14 protein-coding genes and 1 pseudogene are annotated in these 16,077 nt (G+C 72.8%); 3 read left to right on the plus strand and 12 right to left on the minus strand.

What is annotated here, in order from left to right; translation table 11 throughout:
* Positions 1–40 precede the first annotated feature (40 nt).
* Positions 41–928, plus strand: coding sequence for a hypothetical protein (locus tag ACF08F_RS00540; RefSeq protein WP_392296311.1), 888 nt, complete (start codon positions 41–43; stop codon positions 926–928).
* Here the strand turns inward: ACF08F_RS00540 and ACF08F_RS00545 are convergent.
* A pseudogene (locus tag ACF08F_RS00545) lies at positions 915–1,571 on the minus strand (SDR family NAD(P)-dependent oxidoreductase); the annotation flags it as partial. The gene ACF08F_RS00540 and the pseudogene ACF08F_RS00545 overlap by 14 nt on opposite strands.
* A gap of 151 nt (positions 1,572–1,722) precedes the next feature.
* Positions 1,723–2,139 carry a hypothetical protein gene (locus ACF08F_RS00550; RefSeq protein WP_392296810.1) on the minus strand — a complete coding sequence of 139 codons (417 nt, stop codon included), beginning with the start codon at positions 2,137–2,139 and terminating at the stop codon, positions 1,723–1,725.
* Between the two features lie 177 nt (positions 2,140–2,316).
* Here ACF08F_RS00550 and ACF08F_RS00555 point away from each other — a divergent pair, with 177 nt between their 5' ends.
* Positions 2,317–2,760: a MarR family winged helix-turn-helix transcriptional regulator gene (locus ACF08F_RS00555; RefSeq protein ID WP_392296312.1), complete on the plus strand. Its 444-nt coding sequence runs from the start codon at positions 2,317–2,319 to the stop codon at positions 2,758–2,760.
* Positions 2,761–2,775: 15 nt separating this feature from the next.
* Positions 2,776–4,371, plus strand: coding sequence for an MDR family MFS transporter (locus ACF08F_RS00560; protein ID WP_392296313.1), 1,596 nt, complete (start codon positions 2,776–2,778; stop codon positions 4,369–4,371).
* A 110-nt stretch (positions 4,372–4,481) separates the two neighbouring features.
* On the opposite strand, the gene ACF08F_RS00565 is transcribed toward ACF08F_RS00560, so the two are convergent.
* The 10 genes from ACF08F_RS00565 to ACF08F_RS00610 all read right to left on the minus strand — a co-directional run bounded on the left by ACF08F_RS00565 (position 4,482) and on the right by ACF08F_RS00610 (position 16,007).
* Positions 4,482–5,285, minus strand: a complete 804-nt coding sequence (locus ACF08F_RS00565; RefSeq protein ID WP_392296314.1) for a TetR/AcrR family transcriptional regulator C-terminal domain-containing protein — start codon at positions 5,283–5,285, stop codon at positions 4,482–4,484.
* A gap of 35 nt (positions 5,286–5,320) precedes the next feature.
* Positions 5,321–6,850: a DHA2 family efflux MFS transporter permease subunit gene (locus ACF08F_RS00570; RefSeq protein WP_392296315.1), complete on the minus strand. Its 1,530-nt coding sequence runs from the start codon at positions 6,848–6,850 to the stop codon at positions 5,321–5,323.
* A 74-nt stretch (positions 6,851–6,924) separates the two neighbouring features.
* On the minus strand, positions 6,925–9,120 hold the full coding sequence (locus ACF08F_RS00575) for an ArnT family glycosyltransferase (RefSeq protein WP_392296316.1): 2,196 nt from the start codon (positions 9,118–9,120) through the stop codon (positions 6,925–6,927).
* The gene (locus ACF08F_RS00580; protein WP_392296317.1) at positions 9,117–10,397 is read right to left on the minus strand and encodes a glycosyltransferase; all 1,281 of its coding nucleotides are present in this window, start codon (positions 10,395–10,397) and stop codon (positions 9,117–9,119) included. Before ACF08F_RS00580 ends, ACF08F_RS00575 begins: the two co-directional genes overlap by 4 nt.
* 101 nt (positions 10,398–10,498) lie before the next feature.
* A complete protein-coding gene (locus tag ACF08F_RS00585; RefSeq protein WP_392296318.1) occupies positions 10,499–12,028 on the minus strand; it encodes a sensor histidine kinase in 1,530 nt (509 codons plus the stop codon).
* A 5-nt stretch (positions 12,029–12,033) separates the two neighbouring features.
* Positions 12,034–12,777, minus strand: coding sequence for a response regulator transcription factor (locus ACF08F_RS00590; RefSeq protein WP_392296319.1), 744 nt, complete (start codon positions 12,775–12,777; stop codon positions 12,034–12,036).
* 114 nt (positions 12,778–12,891) lie between these two features.
* Positions 12,892–13,788 carry an amidohydrolase family protein gene (locus tag ACF08F_RS00595; protein WP_392296320.1) on the minus strand — a complete coding sequence of 299 codons (897 nt, stop codon included), beginning with the start codon at positions 13,786–13,788 and terminating at the stop codon, positions 12,892–12,894.
* Positions 13,775–14,110 carry an antibiotic biosynthesis monooxygenase family protein gene (locus ACF08F_RS00600; RefSeq protein WP_392296321.1) on the minus strand — a complete coding sequence of 112 codons (336 nt, stop codon included), beginning with the start codon at positions 14,108–14,110 and terminating at the stop codon, positions 13,775–13,777. Before ACF08F_RS00600 ends, ACF08F_RS00595 begins: the two co-directional genes overlap by 14 nt.
* A gap of 113 nt (positions 14,111–14,223) precedes the next feature.
* Positions 14,224–15,099, minus strand: a complete 876-nt coding sequence (locus tag ACF08F_RS00605; protein ID WP_392296322.1) for a DUF2797 domain-containing protein — start codon at positions 15,097–15,099, stop codon at positions 14,224–14,226.
* Between the two features lie 71 nt (positions 15,100–15,170).
* Entirely contained in the window at positions 15,171–16,007 is an 837-nt protein-coding gene (locus ACF08F_RS00610) for a BRO family protein (protein ID WP_392296323.1), read from the minus strand.
* Positions 16,008–16,077 lie beyond the last annotated feature (70 nt).

Below are 16,077 nucleotides of genomic sequence, written 5' to 3' on the forward strand. Positions count from 1 at the left end.
AGTCCGGCATTGTTGACGGTTCGTCAGCCAGACTTGGCCCATGAGGCGAAGGAAGCCGGGACCGGGACTCGTGACGGTGGCGCTCTGCCTCGGCGGAGCGCTCACCGCCTGCGGCGGCGGCGGAGACGGCGAGGGGTACGCGGCGGTCGGCGCCGGCCCCTCCCCCAAGGGCGCGGTCACCCCCTCGGGCGCGGTCACCCTGGTCCCCCTGGACGGCCCCACGGCGAGCGGGACGACCTCCAGCACCTCGTCGCCGGCGCCGGCGCCCTCGTCGTCGGATGCGGCGGGCGGGGGTGGGACCCCTCCCTTCGGCGGTCCGGGCTCTTCCGGTACGAGGCCGGGTACGGCTCCGACCACCTCGGCACCGGGCCGCCCCGACACCGGCACCGGTTCCGGCTCTGATTCCGGATCCGGGTCCGGCTCTGGTTCCGGCTCTGGTTCCGGCTCCGGTTCCTCCGGTACGGCTCCGGGGTCCGGCGACGGTGCCCCGCCGCGTACCCCCACCACCGCCCCCGGGACCAGGCCCGCCCCCGGCACAGGCGGTCCCGGCCCCGGCCCCACGTCCGCCCCGCCCTCGACGCCGGGCCCGACGTCCCCCACTCCCCCGGCGACCACGCCCGCGCCCGCCTCCCTGACCGTCTCCGAGCCCGTCCTCGCCGACGGCGACCGGCGCTGGTGCGAGCGCGTGACCGTCACCTTCCGCAACACCGGTGGCACGGCGGCCCGTTCGGGCACGGTCACCTTCGACACGCACATCATCGGCGCCCTCGGCGTCGACTGGCGGACGATCACCTCCCACCAGCCCCTGCCCGGCCCGATCGCCGCGGCGGCGGCACGGACGCAGACGTACACCGTGTGCGTGGAGTCCTGGCGGGTGCCGCTGGGCATGCGGATCGACACCCAGCGGGTCACCGTCAGCTGGCAGTGACCGGGAAGCTCACCCCGGTCAGGCTCTCCGACACCTCCCACAGCCGTCGCCCGGTGGCGGCGTCGGCCGCCGCGTCCGAGAGGCGCACGCGGGCCGGGGCGCCGCGCAGCTCGCCCATGCCGCCCGGACCGATGAACTCGCCGCCCACCACGGTCGGGTCGGTGGCCGCGTACAGCTGGGACAGCGCGCCCCGCTCCGGGGACTGGGCGATCAGCGGGTTGCCGATGCCGCCGAAGAGCAGCCGGGTCAGCCCGCTCGTGTCCCGGGTCTGAAGCCTCGTGGCGGTGTAGCCGGGGTGCGCGAGGACGCTGCGGACCGGGCTGGCGTACGCGGTGAGGCGGCGGTGGAGCACCCGGCCGAAGACGGCGTTCGCGAACTTCGACTGGTTGTAGAAGGCCATGGGTGCGTAGCCGCGCTCACCGCCGAGGTCGTCGAAGCGCAGGCTGCCCCGTCGGTGGTTGATCGAGCTGACGGTGACCACCCGGGGGTCGCGGCCGGCGGCGAGCAGATCGAGGAGCAGCCCGGTGAGCGCGAAGTGGCCGAGGTGGTTCGTGGCGAACTGCAGCTCGTGACCCTGTGCGCTCAGGGTCCGGGGCGGCGCCATGACGCCCGCGTTGTTGACGAGCACCTCGAGGTGGCGGTGCTCGTCGCGCGTCCGCGGCGACGGGGAAGCCTGCACGCGTCGGAAAAGCAGAGGTGGGCCGGGTCCGCGTGACGCGGATCCGGCCCACCGGAGTGTGCGGGGGCGGAGAGACGAGCGGTCGGCCCAGGGCCGGAGGCCACGGGCCGAGCGGTCAGCCCAGGGCGAGCCAGGCGACGGCCGCCAGGATGACGATCACCGCGACGACGCCGGCGATCAGGCCGACGCGCGGCCCGGCCGAGGCGGGGGCCGCGGTCTGCGGCTGGCGCTGCTGCGGAGCCTCGTCGACGAAGGCGCGGAACATCTGGGTGCTGCCGGCGGGGTCGTAGCCGCCCTCGGGGCCCTGCCCCTGGGGGGCGTGACCCTGCGGGACGTAACCCTGGGGGCTCTGGTGGTCGTAGCCCTGCGGACCCTGACCCTGGGAGCCGTAGCCCTGAGGGGCCTGGCCCTGGGAGCCGTAACCCTGCGGGGCCTGACCCTGGGGGCCGTAACCCTGGGGGCCCTGGCCCTGGGAGCCGTAACCCTGAGGGCCCTGGCCCTGGCCGTACGGTGCTTGGGGGTTGTGTGCCATGAGCCGGACCCTAGCGAAGTCCAGGTGGGCGGCCCAAGCCCGTCGCCCTCACCCTCGGCCCCGACCGCCCTTTGCCGATTCTTTAGCGCCGTTTGACCGATTTAGTTTGCCTGAAGCAACCATCCATCTCTATCGTTGCCCTAAGCAACAACATCCATGGAGTGTCCGATGGGTCCGATGGACAGAGGCAAGCGCTACGAGAACCTCGCCCGCCAGGTGAGCGCGATCGGAGCGGTGAAGCGCGGACTCGCGCGTACCCTGCCCGCCGAATGCCCCGGCGGGTCCGCCGTCGTCCTCGCCCTGCTCCACCACCACGGGGACATGCGGATCGGCCGCATGTCCGAGCTGATGGCCGTCGACGTGTCGGTCAGCAGCCGCCACGTGGCCCACACCGTGGACCGCGGCTGGGTCGAGCGACTGCCCGACCCCGCCGACAGACGCTCCCGCATCCTCCACCTGACCCCCGCGGGCGAGTCCATGCTCGCCGTCCTCGACCGACGGCTGACGGACATGCTCGCCCACACCCTCGCCGAGTGGTCCGACGACGACGTCGAACTGCTCACCGACCTGCTCGCCCGCCTCCGCGACTCCTTCGGGGACTGCCGGGCCCACCACGCTTGAGAACGAAGGAAGTTGATGGCAACCACCACACCTGCCACCGGTGTGCGCGGCGAGAGCGCCCCACCGGGGGACACCACCACCGGAGCCCCGATGACGCACCGGCAGATCATGGAGGCGCTCTCCGGTCTGCTGCTCGGCATGTTCGTCGCCATCCTGTCCTCGACGATCGTCTCCAACGCCCTCCCCCAGATCATCACCGACCTGGGCGGCGGCCAGTCCGCGTACACCTGGGTGGTCACGGCCGCCCTCCTGGCCATGACCGCGACGACCCCGCTCTGGGGCAAGCTGGCCGACCTCTTCTCCAAGAAGCTGCTCGTCCAGACAGCCCTCGTCATCTACGTCGCGGGCTCGGTCGTCGCCGGACTCTCGCAGAGCACCGGCATGCTCATCGCCTGCCGTGTCGTCCAGGGCATCGGCGTCGGCGGTCTGACCGCCCTCTCCCAGATCATCCTGGCCGCGATGATCGCCCCGCGTGAGCGCGGCCGCTACAGCGGCTACCTCGGCGCGACCTTCGCCGTCGCCACCGTCGGCGGCCCGCTGCTCGGCGGCGTCATCACCGACACCGACTGGCTCGGCTGGCGCTGGTGCTTCTACGTGGGCGTGCCCTTCGCGATCATCGCGCTGATCGTCCTGCAGAAGACCCTGAACCTCCCCGTCGTGAAGCGCCAGGTCAAGGTCGACTGGGCGGGCGCCTTCTTCATCAGCGCCGCCGTCTCCCTGCTCCTCGTCTGGGTCACCTTCGCGGGCGACAAGTACGACTGGATGTCCTGGCAGACCGCCGTCATGGTGCTCGGTTCGCTGGCGCTCGGCGGCATCTTCGTCCTCGTCGAGTCGAAGGCGAGCGAGCCGATCATCCCGCTCCGCCTCTTCCGCAACCGCACGATCACCCTGGCCTCGCTCGCCTCGCTCTTCGTGGGTGTCGCGATGTTCGCCGGCACGGTCTTCTTCAGCCAGTACTTCCAGCTGGCGCGGAACGAGTCGCCGACGATGTCGGGCGTCCTCACCATCCCGATGATCGGCGGCCTGTTCGTCTCCTCCACCGTCTCCGGCCTGATCATCACCAAGACCGGCAGGTGGAAGGCGTGGCTGGTCAGCGGTGGCGCCCTGGCCGCCGGCGGGCTCGGGATGCTCGGCACGATCCGCTACGACACGACGTACTGGCACATCGCCGTCTTCATGGCGGTCCTCGGCCTCGGACTCGGCATGATGATGCAGAACCTCGTGCTCTGCACCCAGAACCAGGTCGACCCCGCCGACCTCGGCGCCGCCTCCTCCGTCGTCACCTTCTTCCGCTCCCTCGGCGGTGCGGTCGGCGTCTCGGCGCTGGGCGCGGTCATGGCCCACCGCGTCACGGACTACGTCAAGGAGGGCATGGCCGAGCTCGGCCCGAAGGCCGCGGCCGCCATGGGCCAGAGCGGCTCGGGCGGCGGGATCCCGGACATGGACAAGCTGCCGGTCCCGATCCGCACGGTCATGGAGAGCGCGTACGGACACGGCGTCGGCGACGTCTTCCTCTACTCGGCACCGTTCGCGCTGCTCGCCTTCGTGGTGACCCTGTTCATCAAGGAGGTCGCCCTGAAGAGCAGCTCGGTGACGGCCGACGAGGCCTGAGGCCCGGAGCCTGAGAGTTCAGGTCTTACAGAGACTCCCGGCCGCGCTTCGAGCGGAGGCGCGGCCGGGTCGGGTACGGAGCGGCGGGCAGGGGACGGCCCGCCGCTCCGTCATCTCTCCGTACGGTCGTCGGCGCGGTGCTCCGCCTCCTCGGCCTCGCGCGCGACCATCACCTCGATCCCGGCGATGAGGACGTCCAGGGCGTAGGCGAAGTCGCGGTCCCAGATGGCGGTGACACTGCCGTGCGAGGCCCGCTCGTCGAGGACCTCCTTCAGGCCCTCGGCCCGCGCCTCGAACTCGGGATCGTCCCGGAAGGCCTTGATGGAGTCCACGTAGAACTCGTCCTGCGACATGCCGGCCTCCGCCGCGCGCCGGCCGAACTGGGACTCGATCGTCCCGTAGCCGTACACGAACTGGAAGACCGCCGACATCGCGCTCGGCCGGCGCTCCAGCGGGAGGCCGGTGTCCCGGATCGCCTCGTGGATCTTCTGCCCGACGGCGACCGAGTTCGGGCCGATGTTCAGGTACTGCCCCGCGCTCGGCGACATCCACGCGTGCCGGACCAGCATCCTCCGGTACTCCATGGCCAGGACGCGGACCCGCTCCCGCCAGTCCCGGGCGGCGTCGACCGCCGCGAGGTCGACCTCGCCGTAGACGCTGTCCATGGCGAACTCGATGATGTCGTCCTTGGTGTCCACGTACCAGTAGAGGGACATGGCGGTGACGCCGAGCTCGGTCGCGAGCTTGCGCATCGACAGCTTGGCGAGGCCCTCCTCGTCGAGCATCCGGATCGACGTGGAGACGATCCTGTCCCGGTCGAGCCCGGCGGGGCCGCCCCCACTGCGGGCGGCCCTCTCCTCCAGCCAGACGCTGGAGCGCGCCGGGTCCTTGGCCCGATCGGCTGCCTTGACCATCGCGTTCCTCCGTCTGTCAGCTGTCCGTGACCATGCTAGGCAGCGATGGGCTGCTCGGCGGCCGGGTTCCCCTCGGCCTGCTCGGCCCGTTCGGCCCGCCTCAGGAGGGCCGCGGCGAGCAGTCCGCCGGCGAGCACGGCGATCGCGCCGACCAGCTGGCTGGTCTGGAGGCCGGAGGCGAAGGCCTCGGAGATCTCCTGGCGCTCGGCCTCGCTGCCCGCGGCGGCGAGCGCGGCCGGGAGGGAACTCGCGGTGACGGCGACCAGCGCGGCGAAGCGGGCGTTGAGCACGGCTCCGAGGACGGCGACGCCGAGGCCGTTGCCGAACTCGGCGAGGGTGCCGTTCACCCCGGCGCCGACGCCCGCCTTCTCCGGCGGGATCGAGCTCATGATCGCGTTGGCCATGGCGGGGTTGGAGACGGCGAGGCCGGTGCCCATCAGGACCAGGCCGAGGAGCATGCCCCAGTAGGTGCCCTCGGTGCCGCCGCCGATCAGCGCGATCGAGCCGAGTCCGGCCGCCACCAGGGTCATGCCGACGACCACGGTGACCGGGGTGCCGAGCTTCATCACGATCCGCGGACCGACACCGGTGAGGTTGAGCGCCACGACGGTCAGCGCGAGCGGCGCCATGCGGAGGCCGGCTTCGAGCGGCTCGTAGCCGAGGACGAACTGCAGGTGCTGGGTGAGCAGGAAGAGCGAGCCCCCCATGCCGAACATGACCAGGATCGCGCCGGCGACCGCGCCCACGAACTTCTGGTTGCGGAAGAAGTGCATGTCGAGCATCGGGTACGGGGTCCGCAGCTCCCACAGGGCGAAGGCGGCCAGGACGACGACGCCGATCGCGGCCGGGACCAGCACCTCGGTGGAGGTCCAGCCGTGCTCCGGTCCGGTGATGATCGCGTACACGGCGGCGGTCATGCCGATGGTGGAGAGCAGCGCGCCGAGCAGGTCGGGGCGGTCGCCCTGCGGGTTCTTCGACTCCGGTACGAGCTTGAGGACGGCGACCAGGCCGACGAGCGCGACCGGGATGTTGATGAGGAAGATCATTCCCCACCAGAAGTGCTCGATGATGACGCCGCCGATCAGCGGTCCCGCGGCGAAGCCGAGCGAACCGACGGTGGCCCAGAGCGCGATGGCCTTGACCCGCTCGGAGTCGTCGAAGATCTGCATGACGACGGCGAGGGTGGTGGTCATGAGGAGCGCGCCGCCGACGCCCATGCCCGCGCGGGCCGCGATGAGCTGGGTGGTGGAGTCGGCGAGGCCGGCGGCGAGCGAGCCGAGGCCGAAGAGCGCGAGGCCGGCGGCGAGGAGCTTCTTGCGGCCGTAGCGGTCGGCGGCGTTGCCCGCGCTGAGCAGGAGGCCGGACTGGACGAGCGAGTACGCGTTGATCATCCACTGGATGTCGGTGGTGCTTGCGTCGAGCTCGGAGGTCAGCGAGGGGATCGCGACGCTGAGCACGGTGTTGTCGAGCAGCACGGTGAGCTGGGCCAGGCAGATGACGCCGAGGATCAGCCAGCGCTGAGGGTGGCCGCCGGTGGGCTTGGCCGGGGCGTTCGACGCCGTCATGGGCAGGACTCCTTGTACGGTGTACGGGGCTTGTGTCGTACACCGTACAAGGACTCTCGTACGGTGTATAGCGATTACTTCGACTTGGTCAGGTCGTAGAAGGTGGCGCCGCCGACGGTGACCTTCTCGAAGGACTCCGAGACCCAGGCGGCGATCTCCGAGTTGCCGCCGCCGGGGCCGCCGCCCATGCGGCCGGCGCCCGTCCGGGCGCCGGTCTGGTCACCGCCCGTCTGGCCGGCGCCTTCGCCGGTGCCGCCCTCGCTGCCGCCGATGAAGTAGTGGATCTTGCCTTCGGCGACGTACTGCTGGAACTGGGCGAGCGTCGGGGACGGGTCGCTGCCGTTGAAGCCGCCGATCGCCATCACGGGCTTCTCGGTGGCGAGCTGGTAGCTGGCCGCGTTCTGGGCGCCGACGGTGGCCGCGACCCAGGTGTAGTCGCCGGCGTCCGCGAGGAGCGCGGCCCTCGCCTCCGCGCCGACGGAGGCGCCGTTGAGGAGACCGCCCATGCCGCCACCGCCGGGACGGCCTTCACCGCGGGAGGCGCCCTGGGGCATGCCGGGCATGCCCTGGGGGACGCCCTGGGGCGGGGTGCCGCCGCCCGTACCGCCGGGCATCCACCCTTGGCCCTGACCCTGCCCGCCGGGCATCTGCCCCTGCCCACCGGGCAGCTGACCGCCTTGGCCTTGGCCTTGGCCTTGGCCTTGGCCGTCCTGTGGCATCGCCCCCATCTGGAACATCCGGCCGCCGCCCGGACCGCCCCGGCCGCCCATCGCGCCGCCCGCCGGGCCGGCCGTGACGATCGAGCCCTGGTGTCCGGAGCCCAGCGTCTCCCAGGTGTACGCGAACGGGCCCGCGAGTCCCGCCGCGAGGCCGAGGCCCGCCAGTGCGAGCCCGAACCGGCGGTCGGTCCGTCCCGCGAACAGCAGCCCGAGCGCGGCCACCGCGCCCGCCACCAGAACCGTCCAGCGCAGCCACGGCAGCCAGTCGGGCGTCCGGCCGAGGAGCGACCACGACCACCAGGCCGTCACCGCCACCGTCAGCGCGAGGGCCGCCGAGGCGGGCCACCGCGTGCGCTCCTCCCAGAGCACCGCCGCGCCCATGCCGACGAGCGCCGCGAGGTACGGGGCCAGGGCCACCGTGTAGTACTCGTGGAAGATGCCGGCCATGAAGCTGAAGACGGCGAGCGTGATCAGCAGCGAGCCGCCCCACACGAGGAACGCCGAGCGGGCCGTGTCCGTCCGGGGCGCCCGCCGGGTGACGACGAGCCCCGCGACGAGCAGGATCAGCGCCGCCGGGAGCAGCCAGGAGATCTGACCGCCGACCGCGTCGTTGAACATCCGGCCGATCCCGGTCTCGCCCCAGCCGCCGCCCTGGCCGCCGCGACCGCCGCCGCCGACGCTGCCGGTCTCGTTGCCGTTGATCCGGCCGAGGCCGTTGTAGCCGAAGGTCAGCTCAAGGAAGCTGTTGTTCTGCGAGCCTCCGACGTACGGGCGGGAGGCCGCCGGCCACAGCTCGACCAGGGCCACCCACCAGCCCGCCGACACGAGCATCGCGAGCCCGCCGAGGGCTAGCCGGCCGAGCCGCTTCCCGAGCCCGCCGGGCGCGCAGACCAGGTACACGAGCGTGAGCGGCGGCAGGATCAGGAAGGCCTGGAGGGTCTTCGCGAGGAACGCGAACCCGAAGGCCACGCCCGCCCACAGCAGCCACTTCGCCGCGCCCTCGTCCTGCTCCAGGGCGCGCAGCACGCAGTACACCGCGACCGTCATGAGCAGCGCGAGCAGCGCGTCCGGGTTGTTGAAGCGGAACATCAGCGCGGCGACGGGGGTCAGCGCGAGGACCGCGCCCGCGACGAGCCCGGCGCCCGCGCCGAACCGGCGCCGGACGGCCGCGTAGAGCACGGCGACCGTGGCCACGCCCATCAGCACCTCGGGCACGAGGATCTGCCAGGAGCCGAGGCCGAAGAGGCGGACGGAGAGCGCCATCGGCCAGAGGGCGGCCGGGGGCTTGTCGACGGTGATGGCGTTGGCCGCGTCGAGGGAGCCGAAGAAGAAGGCCTTCCAGCTCTCGCCGCCGGCCTGGACGGCTGCGGAGTAGAAGGAGTTGGCGTAGCCGGAGGCGCTCAGGTTCCCGAGGTAGAGCGCGGTGGTCACGGCGAGCAGGCCGAGGAAGGCGGGCCGGACCCAGGGGGCGTCCTCGGGGCGGCCGCGCCACAGCCGGGTGAGCCGGCCGGTGCGGGGCGCCGAGTGGACGGCGGTCGACAGGGTGGTCATCGTTCGTTCCTTGCTGAGGCGCGGTCCGGGAAGACCCAGAGCCGGAAGAGGAGGAAGCGCAGGACCGTCGCGGCGAGGTTGGCGACGATCAGGACGGCGAGCTCCGTGGAGTGCGCCGGATCGCCGGTCGCCGCGCCGAGGGCCGCGAGCGAACCGCTCGTCAGGGCCAGGCCGACGGCGAAGACCACGAGCCCCTGCGCCTGATGGCGGACGGCCCGGTCCCGGCCCCGTACGCCGAAGGTGAGGCGCCGGTTGGCCGCCGTGTTGGCGACGGCCGAGACCAGCAGGGCGGCGGCGTTGGCGAGCTGCGGGCCCAGACCGAGCCGGAAGGCCGAGTACAGGGCGAGGTAGAAGAGCGTGGACAGCGCGCCGACCACGCAGAAGCCGACCAGCTGCCGTGCGAGCCCGCCCGGCACCCCGCTCAGCTCGCGGTCCCGCGGGTCGTCGCCGAAGGGGCGGGCGAGCCGGTCGAGCGGCAGCGAACCGGTCGCGAGCGCCCGGCCGACCCGGAGGACGCCCTTCAGGTCGTCCGTCGCCGTCCGCACGATGTGCACGGTCGAGTCGGGGTCGTCGACCCAGTCGACCGGCACCTCGTGGATGCGGAGCCCGGCCCTCTCGGCGAGGACCAGCAGCTCGGTGTCGAAGAACCAGCCGGTGTCCTCGACCATCGGGAGGAGCCGCTCGGCGACGTCCCGCCGTATCGCCTTGAAGCCGCACTGGGCGTCGGAGAAGCGGGCGGCGAGCGAGCCGCGCAGGATCAGGTTGTACGCCCGCGAGATGAACTCCCGCTTCGGCCCGCGCACCACCCGCGAGGAGCGGGCGAGGCGGGAGCCGATCGCCAGGTCCGAGTGGCCCGAGATGAGCGGCGCGACCAGCGGGAGCAGCGCGTTCAGGTCGGTCGACAGGTCGACGTCCATGTAGGCGAGGACGGGTGCCTCGGAGCCCGACCAGACCGTCCGCAGCGCCCGGCCGCGGCCCTTCTGCTCCAGCCGTACGGAGCGCACCTCGGGCACCTCGGCGGCGAGGGCGGCCGCGACGGCGGGTGTCGTGTCGGTGGAGGCGTTGTCGGCGACCGTGATGCGGAAGCCGTACGGGAAGGTCCGGACGAGGTGTTCGTGGAGCCGGCGGACGCACGGCTCCAGGTCCTTCTCCTCGTTGTAGACGGGAATCACCACGTCCAGGACGGGCCTTCCGGCGACGCTCACCGGCAGGTGCTCCCGGGCGGGAAGGGCGCCGGGGGTCCGGGACGCGGGGCCCGCGATCGTTGGGGTTCGCATACCCAGGACACTCGCCGGGGCCGCTGTCACGGCTGTGTGACGAGCCTGTGCCCCGCCTGTGAGTGGGCCGCCGGCGCGGGGATCGGGCGGGAGCGGGACGCCTACACGAGGGCCGGGTGGGAGTGGGCCTCCTGCGCAGGGGCCGCGTGCGGCAGCCGGACGGTGAAGACGGTCCGGCCGGCGGTGCTGTCGACGGTCACGTCACCGCCGTGCGCGAGCACGACCGCCCGGACGATGGCGAGCCCCAGGCCGGTGGATCCCGCGTTCCGGGAGCGGGAGGCGTCGCCGCGCGCGAACCGTTCGAAGACGGCGGGCAGGAGCGCGGGCGGGATGCCGGGCCCGTCGTCCTCGATGTCGACGAGCACCGCACCGGGCTCAGTCCGGACGCGGGCGGTGACCTCGGTCCCGGCCGGGGTGTGGGTACGGGCGTTGGCGAGGAGGTTGACGAGCACCTGCTGGAGCCGGGCGCCGTCGGCCCGTGCGGTCACGGCCTCGCCGTCCGCGGGAAGTTCGAGGCGCCAGTGGTGCTCCGGTCCCGCGGCGCGGGCATCGCTCACGGCGTCCACGACGAGCGGGACGACGTCGGTGCTCTCGTACGAGAGCGGGCGCCCGGCGTCGAGCCGCGCGAGCAGCAGGAGGTCCTCCACCAGGCCCGTCATCCGGGTCGCCTCGGACTCGATCCGGCCGAGCGCGTGCCGGGTGTCGGGCCCGCACTCCTCCCGGCCCCGCCGGGTCAGCTCCGCGTACCCCCGGATCGAGGCGAGCGGGGTGCGCAGCTCGTGGCTGGCGTCGGCGACGAACTGCCGGACGCGGGTCTCGCTCTGCTGGCGGGCGTCGAGGGCCGAGTGGACGTGGTCGAGCATCCGGTTGATGGCCGCGCCGACCTGGCCGACCTCGGTCCGTGGATCGGCCTCCGTCTCCGGGACCCGCTGATGGAGCGCCACCTCGCCGCTGTGCAGCGGGAGCCGGGCGACCTGCCCCGCGGTGGCGGCGACCCGCCGCAGCGGCCGCAGCGCCACCCGGACCAGCACGGTCCCGGCGATCGAGGCCGCGACGAGCCCGGCGCCGGTGACGCTCAGCTCGACCAGGACGAGGGTGGAGAGGGAGTCCTCGACCTCGGCGAGCGGAAGGCCGATGAGGAACGTGCCGCGGCTGCCCTCCGCGTACGCGACCCGGTAGGAGCCGAGGCCGCCGGGCAGTTCGACGGTGTGCGGACGGCTGTCGCGGGGGACGGCGGCGAGGGCGGCCCGCTGGGCGGCGTCGAGGTCCTGGTACTCCGGCCCGTCGAACCCGCCGTCCTCGGTCTTCTCCTCCACCGAGTGCCCGGCCGAGGTGATCTCCCCGCCCACCAGTTCCGCGCCGAGCGTGCCGACCGGGGTGCCGCCGCGCAGGACGAACGCGAGCCGGTCCTTGCCGGGGCCGGGGTCGGGCCCGAGGGGCATGTCGGCCGGTGGCCCGGCGGCCCGCTTCGACACGTCCCGCACCTGCTCGTCGGCCTGGTCGTACAGGTACGAGCGGAAGGCGATGGTCGTCACCGTCCCGATCACGGCCGCGACGACCGCGATCAGCGCGACCGCAGAGACGACCAGCCGGGTGCGCAGCGACCACGGCCGCCTGCCACGTCCACGCACGGGGGCTACTCCCCCGGCTTGATGAGGTACCCGGCCCCGCGCCGGGTGTGGATCATCGGGGCGCGGCCCGCGTCGATCTTCCGGCGCAGGTAGGAGATGTAGAGCTCGACGACGTTGGCCTGGCCGCCGAAGTCGTACGACCAGACGCGGTCGAGGATCTGCGCCTTGCTGAGCACCCGGCGCGGGTTGCGCATGAGGTAGCGCAGCAGCTCGAACTCGGTCGCGGTGAGGTGGATCGAGTCCCCACCCCGGGTGACCTCGTGGCTGTCCTCGTCGAGGGTCAGGTCCCCGACGACGAGCTGCGACTCGCTGCGCGCCTGCGCCGCGCCGGACCGGCGGATGAGACCGCGCAGCCGGGCGACGACCTCCTCCAGGCTGAAGGGCTTGGTGACGTAGTCGTCGCCGCCGGCGGTGAGACCGGCGATCCGGTCCTCGACCGCGTCCTTCGCGGTGAGGAAGAGGACCGGGACCTCCGGCTGCTCACGCCGGATCGAGCCCAGCAGGCTGAGCCCGTCGGCGTCGGGGAGCATCACGTCGAGGATCACGGCGTCGGGCCGGAACTCGCGTACGGAGCGCAGGGCGGCGGCGCCGTCCCCGGCACTCCGCACCTGCCAGCCCTCGTAGCGGAGTGCCATGGAGAGGAGCTCGGCGAGCGAGGCCTCGTCGTCGACGACGAGGACGCGGACGGCGGTGCCGTCGGCACGGAGCATGTCGGCGCGGGTGCCGGGGCGGCGTGTGGTGACGGTCATGCGCCCACGCTCGCCGCCTCCGCTGAGATCCCTCTTTCCCTTTCCTGTGAATTCCCTGAGAAAGCCCTCGAAGGTCCCGCGAGGACCCGACGGTCCTCGGAGGCCTCTCGAAGGTCAGGGGGAGAGGGTCGGTTTCACGTGAAACAGCGCGGCGCCGTTCTCGTACAGGACTCGCCGCAGCCAGTCGTCCCCGAGCCCGAGGCGTTCGAGGGCGTGGAGCTGGTGGGCGTACGGGTAGGGGATGTTCGGGAAGTCGGAGCCGAGGAGGATCCGGTCTCCGAGCTCGGCGAGCCGTCCGAACTCCGTCTTCGGGAAGGGCGCGAGCCGCTCGCTGAAGTCGGTGAACGCCATGGTGGTGTCGAGGCGCACGCCCTCGTACCGCTCGGCGAGGGTGAGGAAGTCGCCGTACTCGGGCATCCCCATGTGCGCGACGATCACCCGCAGCCTCGGGTGCCGCGCGAGCAGCCGGCCCATGGGTCCGGGTCCGGTGAACTTCCCCGGGGTGGGCCCCGAGCCGCAGTGGACGACGGCGGGAGTACCGCTGTCCGCGAGGGTTCCCCACACGGTGTCGAGCAGCGGGTCCGTCGGGTCGAAACCGCCGACCTGGAGATGGACCTTGAAGACACGGGCACCGGCGTCGAGCGCCTCGCGGACGTACGTGTCGGCGCCCGGCTCGGGGAAGAAGGTCGCGGTGTGCAGGCAGTCGGGGGTGCGGGCGGCGAAGTCGGCGGCCCAGGCGTTCAGCCAGGCGGCCATGCCGGGCCTGTGCGGGTAGAGCATCGCGGTGAACGCGACGGCCCCGAACCCCCGGAGGATCGCCAGCCGGCGGTCCTCCTCCTCGCGGTAGGTGATGGGCCACTCCAGGCCCGTCAGGGGGCCGGCGGAGTCGAAGTAGGCCCAGACCTTGTCGAGGACGTTCTGCGGCATGAAGTGCGTGTGCACATCGACGAGCCCGGGAATCCCGAGCCGCTCGATCAGCGCCGGGACGTCGCTCTCGCTACTCCCGCTCAAAGCTGTAGCTCCGCTCGACCCTGCCGATGTGGAGGCTGTAGCTGTCGTACCACTGCTCCCGCCCGCGCGCCTTGGCGGCCATGTGCTCGGAGTCGAGGCGCCAGGCGTCGAGGGCTTCCAGGTCACGGAAGTAGGCGACGGTGATGCCGATTCCGCCGGGATTGCGGGCGGACTCGGAGCCGAGGTACCCGGGGACCTTCTCGACGAGCTCCTCCATGCGGTCCGAGGTCTCGGCGTAACCCTCGGGGTCCTCGGGGCGGAGGGAGGTGAACACGGCGGTGTAGTAGGGCGGTTCCAGGCCCGCCACCAGCTTCGGAGTCATGTGATCACCCTCGCCGGGGCCGGACCGAGATGTCCACGGTCGCAGGCCAAAGGGATCCAGAACTTTACGAAGTGGCCGACGGGCGAGGGACGTCCGACGGGTCCTGCGAACCGTCAGAAGAGCTCCCCCTGAGCACTCTCCGGCTCCGCCGCCGCGACGGCCGCCACAGGCACCGTGAACCCGGCCCCTTCCCCCTCCCCCGCTCCCTGGAGAGCCCAGCCGCCCATGAGCCGGGTGTCGAGGACGACGCAGCGCCCGTCGGAATCGAGCAGGTGCAGGTCGGGACCGGCGGCGGCGAGCAGCCGCCCGGTGACGACGCCGCCGTCGACGAGTTCGGTGACCGTGCCGTCGAGCGGCGGCAGCCCGTCGAGGTGGAAGGCGCCGACATGGTCGCGGGGGACGAAGTCCAGCGGTTCCAGGGTCTCCGTCCACCCCCCGACCGCACGCGCGCGCCGGTGCAGCTCCGCCACTTCACGGGCACGGTCCTCGGTGTCCGGCAGGACGTGCCGTACGGCCCGCTTCCGCTCGTACGCGATCCGGTCGGGCACGCCGAGGGCCTGCCGCAGCACCTCCTCGGTCCGGCGCGCGGCCATGAGGGGCCCCCGCCCGAGCCAGCTGAACGCGACGGCGCCCTGCTCCAGGAGCCGGGCCTCACCCCGGGCCTCGGCGGTGATCCCGACCTTGGTCATACCGGGCCCGAACCAGGCGAGGTAGACGCGGTACGGCTGCGGGTCGTCGAGCAGGGTGTCCGCGGCGACCGAGTGGGCCCGGTCGAGCCGCGCGCACTCGGCGCACCGCCCGCCGGTGGCCCGCCCGGACACGGCGGCCTCCAGGGGGCAGGGGTTGCCCCGGGCCCCGGGGCAACGCCGCACGCCGACGGCTCGGAACCCGAGCTCCTGCCCGTACGCGAGGGTGCTCACGCGACCACCGCGCCATCGCAGCCCGGGCACGCCACCGGCCCAGCCGAGCCCCCGACACCACCACTCCACCGGCCCACGCCTCCCTGCCCCGCTCCTCCGACCAGTCTCGGCCAAGAGGCGCGCCGCCCCGACCACCCCCCTCAGGGCAGTACGTAGATCCGGGCACCGTCGGGGTCCGGGATGCCCACCTCCCGCATGCAGCCGCGCTCCAGGAGGATCCGGACGCAGTCGCTGACGCGCTCGCCGGACAGACCGGTGCGGAGGGTGACGTCCTGCGCCCGATAGCGGACCCCGCCCCGCACGAGCGCGGGCGCGAGGCAGCAGGCGACGGTGCGGGTGTCGCCGGTGATGGCCCAGGACTCGACGAGCTGCTGCGGGGTGAGCGCGGTGTAGGCGACGCCGGTGCGCTGCTGCGGCACCGCGAGGCGCGCGAGGGAGTCGGCGGCCCTCGCGAGGTTCTCGCGTGTCTCCCGGAGCAGCTCCGCGCGGTCGGTGTGCTCCTCGTAGGCGGCGTGCGCGGCGGCCTGCTCGTCGAACTCGCCCTCCAGCCGTACGAGGGCGTCGAGAAGGTCCGGCGGGAGGAGGAAGCCCGTGTGGACGGGCGAGGGTTCGAGCGCGTAGCCGCCGTCCCGCTGGACCGCCGCCACGACCTCCGCGACCCACGCGCGGAACGGCCCGGCCTCGGGCCTCCGGCAGGCGGAGACGAGCTGGACGAGCCCGGGAAGGTTCACCATGCGCGCCGAGGCTCTGACGCCGCTGAGGGCGAGTATCGCGGTGCTCCCTGCGAGCTCCCCGGCCCTCGCGAGGCAGCCCTCGGGCAGCACGACCGTCCGCAGCGCCGCCCGCGTCCCGGGGTACCCGAGCCGCTTCGCCACGTCCACGACCGGGAACCAGTGCGTCCCGTCCGGCGCGGTCAGCCGCCTCAGACGCGCCCCGGTGGCGACGTGCACCATGTCATCGATGTCGATCGCGTCCATCGATCATCACCTCCACCTCGCAAGCTAGGCCGAGGGCATATTCAACTGACATTCAAATCAGACAGGTTCA

The sequence above is a fragment of the Streptomyces sp. NPDC015130 genome (assembly GCF_043080005.1).
Taxonomy (GTDB): domain Bacteria; phylum Actinomycetota; class Actinomycetes; order Streptomycetales; family Streptomycetaceae; genus Streptomyces.

Bases quoted from the DNA above. Each gene is read 5' to 3' on its own strand.
- ACF08F_RS00555 (WP_392296312.1), top strand. From the start codon at position 2,317: ATGGACAGAGGCAAGCGCTACGAGAACCTCGCCCGCCAGGTGAGCGCG.
- ACF08F_RS00600 (WP_392296321.1), bottom strand. From the start codon at position 14,110: ATGACTCCGAAGCTGGTGGCGGGCCTGGAACCGCCCTACTACACCGCC.
- ACF08F_RS00540 (WP_392296311.1), top strand. From the start codon at position 41: ATGAGGCGAAGGAAGCCGGGACCGGGACTCGTGACGGTGGCGCTCTGC.
- ACF08F_RS00575 (WP_392296316.1), bottom strand. From the start codon at position 9,120: ATGACCACCCTGTCGACCGCCGTCCACTCGGCGCCCCGCACCGGCCGG.
- ACF08F_RS00610 (WP_392296323.1), bottom strand. From the start codon at position 16,007: ATGGACGCGATCGACATCGATGACATGGTGCACGTCGCCACCGGGGCG.
- ACF08F_RS00565 (WP_392296314.1), bottom strand. From the start codon at position 5,285: ATGGTCAAGGCAGCCGATCGGGCCAAGGACCCGGCGCGCTCCAGCGTC.
- ACF08F_RS00560 (WP_392296313.1), top strand. From the start codon at position 2,776: ATGGCAACCACCACACCTGCCACCGGTGTGCGCGGCGAGAGCGCCCCA.
- ACF08F_RS00570 (WP_392296315.1), bottom strand. From the start codon at position 6,850: ATGACGGCGTCGAACGCCCCGGCCAAGCCCACCGGCGGCCACCCTCAG.
- ACF08F_RS00590 (WP_392296319.1), bottom strand. From the start codon at position 12,777: ATGACCGTCACCACACGCCGCCCCGGCACCCGCGCCGACATGCTCCGT.
- ACF08F_RS00550 (WP_392296810.1), bottom strand. From the start codon at position 2,139: ATGGCACACAACCCCCAAGCACCGTACGGCCAGGGCCAGGGCCCTCAG.
- ACF08F_RS00580 (WP_392296317.1), bottom strand. From the start codon at position 10,397: ATGCGAACCCCAACGATCGCGGGCCCCGCGTCCCGGACCCCCGGCGCC.